This window comes from Enhygromyxa salina (assembly GCF_002994635.1).
GTDB classification, from domain to species: domain Bacteria; phylum Myxococcota_A; class Polyangia; order Nannocystales; family Nannocystaceae; genus Plesiocystis; species Plesiocystis salina_B.
In genome coordinates, this window is the sequence record NZ_PVNL01000142.1 from 117,582 (window position 1) to 126,295 (window position 8,714).

The 8,714-nt window shown below is 67.1% G+C and carries 4 protein-coding genes; 2 read left to right on the top strand and 2 right to left on the bottom strand.

Annotated elements, in window-relative coordinates:
• Position 1: 1 nt before the first annotated feature.
• Together ENSA7_RS39615 and ENSA7_RS39620 are read right to left on the bottom strand one after the other, a co-directional pair.
• Entirely contained in the window at positions 2–3,775 is a 3,774-nt protein-coding gene (locus tag ENSA7_RS39615; RefSeq protein ID WP_106094639.1) for an efflux RND transporter permease subunit, read from the bottom strand.
• Between the two features lie 20 nt (positions 3,776–3,795).
• On the bottom strand, positions 3,796–5,016 hold the full coding sequence (locus ENSA7_RS39620) for an efflux RND transporter periplasmic adaptor subunit (protein ID WP_106094640.1): 1,221 nt from the start codon (positions 5,014–5,016) through the stop codon (positions 3,796–3,798).
• A 244-nt stretch (positions 5,017–5,260) separates the two neighbouring features.
• On the opposite strand from ENSA7_RS39620, the gene ENSA7_RS39625 reads away from it, so the two are divergent.
• Positions 5,261–7,030: a DUF2330 domain-containing protein gene (locus ENSA7_RS39625; RefSeq protein WP_219908144.1), complete on the top strand. Its 1,770-nt coding sequence runs from the start codon at positions 5,261–5,263 to the stop codon at positions 7,028–7,030.
• A gap of 123 nt (positions 7,031–7,153) precedes the next feature.
• Positions 7,154–8,714 (top strand): DUF2330 domain-containing protein (locus tag ENSA7_RS39630; protein WP_106094641.1); only part of this gene is annotated, 1,561 nt, incomplete at its 3' end.

Consider the following 8,714-nt stretch of genomic DNA (forward strand, 5'->3'; position numbering starts at 1 on the left):
GTCACGCTCCCGTTGGGTCTGTCGCGGGTGGATCGGGTGGATCGGGTGGATCGGGTGGATCGGGTGGATCGCTCGGGGGTGCCACCGAGGGCTTGCCGCGCGACGCCAGCTCGACGGCCTCCGAGACCAGCAGCGTGTGGTCGACCGAGGCGATCTCGGCGTCGAGCCGCTCGCCCGCGGTCAGCCCGTCGCCGCTGCCGGTCAGGCGATCGACCAGCTGGTACAGGGTTGGGATCACGATCAGCGTCAGCAAGGTCGAGAAGCTCAGGCCCGCGATCACGGTCACCGCCATCGGCTGGCGGATCTCGGCCCCGTCGCCCAGCCCCAGCGCCATCGGCAGCAGCCCCAGCACGGTCGTCAGCGTGGTCATCAGGATCGGCCGCAGCCGGATCGTGCCAGCCAGCTCGATCGCCTTCGCGGTCTCGTGACCGCGAGCCTTGAGCTGGTTGATGTAGTCGACCAGCACGATCGCGTTGTTGACCACGATCCCGGCCAGCATGATCGCGCCCAGGAACGCGATCACCGAGATCGGCATGTCGATCGCCAACAGCACCACGACCACCCCCACGAACGCGAGCGGGATCGAGACCAGGATGATCAGCGGGTAGATCAGGCTCTCGAACTGCGAGGCCATGATCACGTAGACCAGGAACACCGACAGCCCCAGCGCGAGGTACAGCGAATTGCTCGAGGTGTCCCACTCCTCGCTCTGGCCGGTGACCGCGGTCGTGACTCCGGGCGGGAGCGTGATCTCGTCGAGCGCCGCGTGGATCTGATCGGCGACGCTGCCGAGCCCGACCCCCTCGATGTTGGCGGTGACCAGGCCGACGCGCTGCTGGCCAATCCGGCGGATCTCGTTGGGCCCGCGCCCGACCTTGATCTCGGCGACGGCCGACAGCGGGATCGGCGGGGTCTGGGCGCTCAGGTCACCCATCTCGATCCGGGCCATCGCCGCCGCGCCCGGCGGGTTGACGGCCAGGTTGCGCAGCTCCTCGACGCTGGCCTCGTCCATGCCGCTGGCGCGCACGCGGATCGGGACCTTGCGATCGAGTCGGTTGAACTTGGTCGCCTCTTGGCCCTGAACCTTGGCGCGGACCAGCTCGGCGACCGCCCGGATGTCGAGGTTCAGGCGGGCGAGCGCGTCGCGATCATAGAAGATCTGGACCTCGGGGTTGCCGGGCTGGATCGAGCCCTTGACGTCGCGCAGGCCGTCGATGCCCTCGAGTCGGGCCCGGACCAGCTCGGTCGCCTCGGCGAGCTCGGCGAGATCATGCCCGCGGATCTCCACCTCGACCGGGGTCTTGAACGAGAACAGCACCGGCCGCGCGATGTTGGTGTGGAGGTCGGGCACGTCGCGGACGACCTCGCGGACGACCTCGAGCGCCTCGGCCTCGGCCTGTTCCGGGGAGCCTTGCTGAATCGACGCGTCGCCGCTGGGCGTCGCTTCTGGTTCTGCGCCAGTGTCGGCTCCAGGCGCTTCGGGTCCCCCGGACTCGGCGTCCGGGCCCGGCAGCTGACGCGTGGCGGCGGCCTGCTGCTGCCCGCCCCCCGCGAGCAGCGAGATGGCGATCTTCGCGGTGTGCTCGCCACGCTCGCCGGCGTCGTCGCTGTCTCGCTCGCTGCCGATCGTGGTGACCGAGGCGCGAAGATGGGGCACGCGCTCGGCCAGGGCCTGCTCGATCGGCTCGACCATCGCGTTGGTCTCGTCCAGCGGCGTCCCGACCGGGAACACGAGCTCGACGGTGAACTCGCCCTGGTGGACCTCGGGGATCAGCTCGGAGTCGAGGCGCCCGGCCCCGAGCAGCATCACGGCGAACCCCGCGAGCGCGAGCGTGACCACGATGATCGCGTGGCGCAGCGACCAGCGGATCACGGAGCCATAGATCTTGGTGAGCGCGTTGATCACATGGTCAAAGGCCCACAGGACCGGCTTGACCACCCAGCTCAGCACCCAGAGGACCGCGCGAACCACGTGGACGGCGGTCGTGGCGACCACGCCAAAGATCGTCGAGACCAGCTTGGCGACGATCTCGAGCGCCAGGTGCAGGACCAGGCGCAGCAGGTAGTAGGGCAGCAGCAACACCATCCACCAGCGAAACCCGGCGATCGTCTCGCGGACCTCGATGATGCTGGTCCATCGGGTCCAGCGCAGGCGCAGCTGGGCGCCGAGGCTGCGCGCGTCGTCGTACGCGGCGATCTGCCGTGACGCGAGCATCGGGATGAAGAACAGCGCGACCGCCAGCGAGGCGAGCAGCGAGAACACGACCGTCAGGCCCAGATCCCCGAACATCTGGCCGGCCACGCCCTCGACGAACACCATCGGGAAGAACACCGCGATCGAGGTCAGCGTCGAGGCGATCACCGCCGACGCGACCTCCGAGACCCCGCGCAGCGTGGCCCGGAACAGCGGATCGCCCTCTTCACGACAGCGGTGGATCGACTCGAGCACGACGATCGAGTTGTCGACCAACATCCCAACCCCGAGCGCCATGCCGCCCAGCGACATGATGTTGAGGCTGACCCCGGCCAGCTTGAGCGGCGCGAAGGTGACCAGGATCGAGATCGGGATCGACAGCGCCACGATCACCGTGGCCCGCCCCTCGCGGAGGAACAAGAACAGCACGATGACCGCGAAGAGGCCGCCCAAGAACGCGGTGTTGCGGACCTCATCGATGCTCGACTCGATGAACAGCGAGCGATCCGAGACCACGCCCAGACCCACGCCGTACTCCCCTTGCAGCTTGGGACCGACGCGGGTCTCGATCCGCTCGCGGACCCGCTGGGCCATGTCGACGATGTTGGCGTCGGCCTCCTTGTAGACCTCGATCATCACGGCCTCGCGGCCGTCGATCCGGGTGATGACCTCGCGATCTTTGTGCCCGTAGTCGACCTCGGCGATGTGGCGCAGCAGCACGTCGCGGCCATCGCGGCTGGCGACCACGAGCTCGCGGATGTCGTCGAGCTCGTCGAATTCGTTGACGGTCCGGATCAGGTAGCGGGTCCGGCCCTCTCGCATGCTGCCGCCCGCGAGGTTGATGTTCTCGGACTCGAGCCGCGTGATCACGTCTTGACTCGAGATCCCGGTCCGGCGCAGCGCGTCCTCGTCGAGGTCGACGTGGATCTCTTCTTCGAGGCCGCCGCGGACCTTGACCGAGGCCACGCCATCGACCGGCTCGAGCAGCCGCCGGACCTCGCGGTCGGCCACCCGACGCAGCGACTTGAGCCCGGCGAGGCCCTCGTACGCCTCCCCCTCACCGACCAAGCTCAGGACCAGCACCGGGTCGAGGCTGGGGTCGTAGCGGAGGATCAGCGGGGTCTTGATCTCATCGGGCAGGTTCGGCTTGATCAGGTCGAGCTTCTCGAGCACGTCCTGGTTGGCCTCGGACATCGACGTGTCCCAGGTGAACTCCAAGACCACGTCGGCGTAGCCGGCCCGCGACACACTGGAGATCCGCGTGACCCCGGTGACGACCCCCAAGACCTCCTCGAGCGGGCGCGCGACGTCGTTCTCGACCTCGGCCGGGGCCGCGCCCTCGTACTCGGTGCGGACCGTCAGCTTCGGGTAGCTGATGTCCGGCATCAGGTTGACCGGCAGCATCCGCGCCGAGAACAGCCCGAACACGATGACGGCGAAGAACACCATCAAGACCGCGACCGGTCGGGTGACCGTGAACCGCAGCCGGTCCATCGAGCGCAGCCGAGCCCGCCAGCCCGACACGCTGGCTTGCGCCTCGCGAACGGCCTGGTCTTTGCGTGTGTCCCGATCGTCAGCCATGGCGAGCCCTGCCCGGAGGTCTAGCCGGCTTTTGCGACGCCTTCTTTGGTGGCCTTGCGCAGCGTGGACGGCTGCTCGACGTCACCCTCGACCGCGGGATTGGCGTCACCTCCGATCGGCTTGCCCTTGGCGTCGACCTCGAGCAGCAGCGCGCCATCCTTGAGGCCCGACTGACCCGCGACGATGATCCGGGCCCCGGCCTCGAGCCCCTTGGTCACCTCGACGAATTCGTCGTCGCTCAAGCCGGTCTCGAGCAGCACCTTCTTGGCCCGGTCGCCGTCGGCGATGAACACGAAGGTCTGCTCTTCATCGTGGACCAGCGCTGGCGTGGGCACCAGCGGCACGTTCTCGTGGACCTCCGTGGTCAGCGTGACCTCGGCGTACATGCCCGGCAAGAACCCGGTCGTGCCCCCGACCAGCGTGTCGGGCAGCCCGATCGTGACCTTGACCGTGCCCGTGGTCGCGTCGACGACGGGCGCGATCCGGCGGACCTCGCCCGTGCCCTGCCGGTTCTTCGCCGCCTTGCCGACGATCTCCGCGGGCTGCCCGACGGCGATCCGGTCGAGCTCGCGCTCGGGCACGTACACGCGCGCGACCAGGGTCGTGAAGTCGGTGATCTCGAAGATCTGCGCGCCGTTGCTCACGAACGCGCCCTCGTCGACGAACCGCCGGGTCAAGATCCCGCTGAACGGCGCGTTGACGACGGTGTTGGATAGATCGCGGCGGCGGTCGCGTTTGTCGAGCTTGGCCAGCTCGACGCTCGACTTGGCCTGGTCGTACTCGCTCTGGCTGGCGATGCCCTGCTTCAGCAGCTTCTCGACCCGGTCGAGCTCACGCTGCGCGTCGGCGAGGCTAGTCTCCGCGCGCTCGAACCCCAGCGACTGCGCGTCACGCCTGATCCGGGCCAGCTGCTGCCCGGCCTTGATCTCGTCGCCTTCCTCGAGCTCGAGGGCGGTGATGCGGCCCGTCGACTCCGCGTGCACGGTGACCTGCAGCTCGGCCTCGATCGTCGACGCCGCGCGGATCTGACCTTGAATCGTGCCGAGCTCCACGGTCACGAGCAGCACGGGGGTGGGCCGCTCCTCTTGCTCCTCCTGCCCGCCATCTTTGCCGCCATCCATACCGGGGGCACCTCCCATCGCCCCGTTGCACGCGGGCACGCTCAGCAGCGAGAGCCCCAGCAGCGAGCGAGCGAGCGCGACGGTCCGACGGCGGGCGGATGGGCGGTGAGGCACGGTCATGACGGGGTTCGCGGTGCCAGGTAGCACGAAGCAGCGTCACTGTCCCGAACCCACCCGGTCGCTGCGCGAGGTCGCCGGCTTCGACCCAACCCTCGACTTTCCTGTTTCGCCAACACTTTGCGCTTGCGCACGTCCCGGATCCGTGCAAGTTTGGGTTAGCAATAACAGTTTTGGTCGAAAAGTTGCCCGCTGCCTCTCATTTTTGCAGCTCATTGATGTAGGACAAGCCACACAGGAGACCACCATGACCTTCACGCTTCGCTCGCTCGCCCCCCTGCTGTTGGCCGCTCCGGCCCTCGCGTTCATGCCGATCCAAGCGCACGCGTGTGGGGGCACGTTTTGTGACAACAACGGCGGCCTCCCGATGCCCGTGGATCAGCGGGGCGAAGACGTGTTGTTCGTGCAGGACGGGGCCGAGATCGAGGTTCACGTGCGCATCCAATACACGGGTGAGGCTGAGCACTTCGCCTGGCTGGTCCCGCTGCAGGCCCTGCCCGAGATCAGCGTGGGCTCGGACTTGCTGTTCACGCAGCTCGGCGTCGCCACGGCCCCGCGCTGGCTGACCAACCTCGAGTACGCGTGCCCCGACGAGGATCCCAGCGACTGGGGCGGCGGCGGCTTCGTGCCCGAGAGCGACATCGTGTCTGCGAGCGAGCCCGACCTGGTGCTCGAGGAGACCGTCGGCGCGTTCGAGGTCGTGGTCCTGCAAGGCGGGAGCGTCGCCGGGGTCATGCAGTTCTTGCAGCAAAACGGCTACGAGCAGGATCTCGAGGCCGCGCCGATCTTGCAGGAGTATCTCGACGAGGGGTTCTTGTTCGCCGCGGTCAAGCTGACCGCCGCCGCCGAGGTCGAAGACATCCACCCGCTGGTGTTTCGGATGCTGGGCGACGAGCCCTGCGTGCCGCTGCGACTGACCCGGATCGCCGCCGAGCCCGACATGGGCGTGCGCGTGTACTTCTTGAACAAGCAGCGCTGGGCCCCGCAGAACTACCTGCACGTCGAGCTCAACCCGCTGGCGTTCCCGTGGAGTCAGACCGGCGGGCTCAGCAACAGCCGCGCGCTCTACACCGAGCAGCTCGCGCTGGCCGTCGATCTTGCGGGCGGCCACGCGTTCGCCACCGACTACGCGGGCGACTCCGACTCCGTCAACCAGAACGCGATCTTTGAATTTAGCTGGGACGAGACGGCGTTCATTGGCGTCGATCCAATCACGGCGCTCGAGCTCATCCAGCTTCAGATCCTCAACTTCCACCCGCTGATCCAGCCGTTGTTGATGCAGTACATCCCACCGCCCGACGGGGTCGACCCGCTGGATTATTGGAACAACATCGAGGCGTACGCCGATCTCATCGATCAGGCCGCGTGGGACGCCGACGCGTTCGCGGCCGCGCTCTCGGAGCGGATCATCACGCCAGGCCTGCACGCGGTCGAGCTGCTCGACACCTGGCCGTACCTGACGCGCATGGTCACCACGATCTCGCCCGAGGAGATGACGATCGATCCGGTGTTCATGCCGGCCCCTGATCTGCCCGATGTCTCCAATGAAAAGACCGCCGAGGGCCTGGATCTGTGCGGGGAGGTCGGCTCGCGCTACCTGGTCCCCTGGGGCGTGAATCCGCTGCCGGTCTGCCTGCCCGAGGATCCGCAGGGTTGGCCGGAGCTGCTCAGTCAGCACCCCGTGCGCTTCATCCAGCAGATCCCGTCGATGGGGCCGCCGCAGGTGCTCGAGAATTTTACCGAGCAGATCGTGGCCGACTGGACCCTCCATCAGACTGAACAGAACTGCGCCGGGGGTCCAGGCGGCGAGGACGGCGGCGACCCCGGCACCAGCGACGGCGGCGACTCGGGCACCACTGGCGATCCAGGGTCGACCGCCGACGCCCCCGCGGTCGGCTGTGCCTGCAACAGCGGCGGCCCTGACCGCGGTCGTGATCCCGGACCATGGGGACTCGCGCTCGGGTTGCTCGGGCTCGGCTTGGTTCGCCGGCAGCGCTGGTTCGGAGAGCGGGGTTAGCTTCGGGCCGGCTCGGTCACTGCGTTTTTCCGGGGGGATGAACTGTGGGTGATCGAGCCGGCTCGATGGCTATTTGCGCGGCGTTGTCGGTATCATGGCCGCTCAGCTAGCCCGAGACTGCCCATGACCTCGCCAACTCGCTTCACCTCGCTGCTCGCCCTGCCCCCCCTGATGATCGCCGCGGGTCTGCTCGGGGCCCCACGCAGCGCCGACGCTTGCGGCGGGACCTTCTGCGACAACCTGCCGAACCCGATGCCCGTCGACCAGCGCGGCGAGGACATCTTGTTCATCATGGACGGCTCGACGATCGAGGTCCAAGTCCGCATCGAGTACACCGGGGAGGCCGAGCGCTTCGCGTGGGTGCTGCCGATCCAGGCGATCCCCGAGGTCGCGGTGGGCTCGGCGCCGCTGTTCACCGCGATGAGCAACGCGCTCGCGCCCAGCTGGCAGGTTCAGACCACCTACGACTGTGAGGAGGACGACCCGTGGGGTGGCGACGAGGGTGATAGTGGTGGGTTCTCACCCAAGTTTGACGCTGGCGGCGACCCCGGGCCCGACGTGGTGTTCGAGGCGGTCGTCGGCGCGTTCGAGGTCGTGGTGTTGCAAGGTGGCACCGCGCAGGAGGTGATCGATTTTCTCGACGCGAACAACTACGCGCAGGATCCCGCTGCCAGTCCTATCCTGCAGGAGTATCTGGATGACGGGTTCTTGTTCGCGGCCGTCAAGTTGGCCGCCGGGGCTGAGGTCGAGGATATTCACCCGCTGTCGTTCAAGTTTCAGGGCACCGAGCCGTGCGTGCCGATCCGGCTCACGCGGATCGCCGCGAAGGAGGACATGGGGATCCGCGCGTACTTCTTGGGGCAAGCTCGGTGGGCGCCCAGCAACTATGATCACGTGGTGCTCAACCCGCTGGCTTATGACTGGCCGCAGGGGTCGGGGGGTGCTTATACCGAGTTGTTGAGCATGGCGGTGGATGAGGCTGGGGGGCGCGGGTTTGTTACGGAGTATGCTGGGGCTAGTGAGGTTGTTGAGACGTTGAATGTTTATCGGCCGAGCTGGGATGAGACGGCGTTTGTGGGGGTCGATCCGATTGCTGCGATTGACATCATTGCGGATCAGGGGCTGAATATTCACCCGTTGATCCGCGCGCTGCTGCTCGAGTTCATTCCGCCGCCGGACGGGGTGGCTGCGACTGTCTTTTGGAATAATATTGCTGACTATGCTGACCAGATTGACATGATGGCGTGGGATGATCTTGCGTTCTCGGCTGCGGTGCTCGAGCGGATTATCGAGCCGGGGCTGCATGCGGTTGATCTGCTGGATACTTGGCCGAAGCTCACTCGGCTCAATACTACGATCTCGCCGGGTGAGATGACGCTGGATCCGACGTTTCATGCGAACGCGGATCTGCCGGATGTTGGGAGTACGGTGATCACGACGACCGAGCAGGTGCTGTGTGGGGGGGACTCGTTGTTTCGGGTTCAGGTCGAGGGCGAGGAGATGCCTGTTTGTGTGCCTGAGGGAGGGAGTTATCCGGGGTGGGAGGGGATGCCGTATGCGCTGCGGATCGAGAAGGTGCCGGAGATGGGGCCGCCGCAGGTTGTGGTGGACAACTTGGGGGCGATTGAGGGGGTTTATGAGGGGTATCAGGGGTCGGTTGAGTGTTTGGCGGATGGGGGTACGG

What these genes read in the sequence shown, in the direction of transcription:
- ENSA7_RS39615 (WP_106094639.1), bottom strand. Translation starts at nt 3,775, where the DNA reads ATGGCTGACGATCGGGACACACGCAAAGACCAGGCCGTTCGCGAGGCG.
- ENSA7_RS39620 (WP_106094640.1), bottom strand. Translation starts at nt 5,016, where the DNA reads ATGACCGTGCCTCACCGCCCATCCGCCCGCCGTCGGACCGTCGCGCTC.
- ENSA7_RS39625 (WP_219908144.1), top strand. Translation starts at nt 5,261, where the DNA reads ATGACCTTCACGCTTCGCTCGCTCGCCCCCCTGCTGTTGGCCGCTCCG.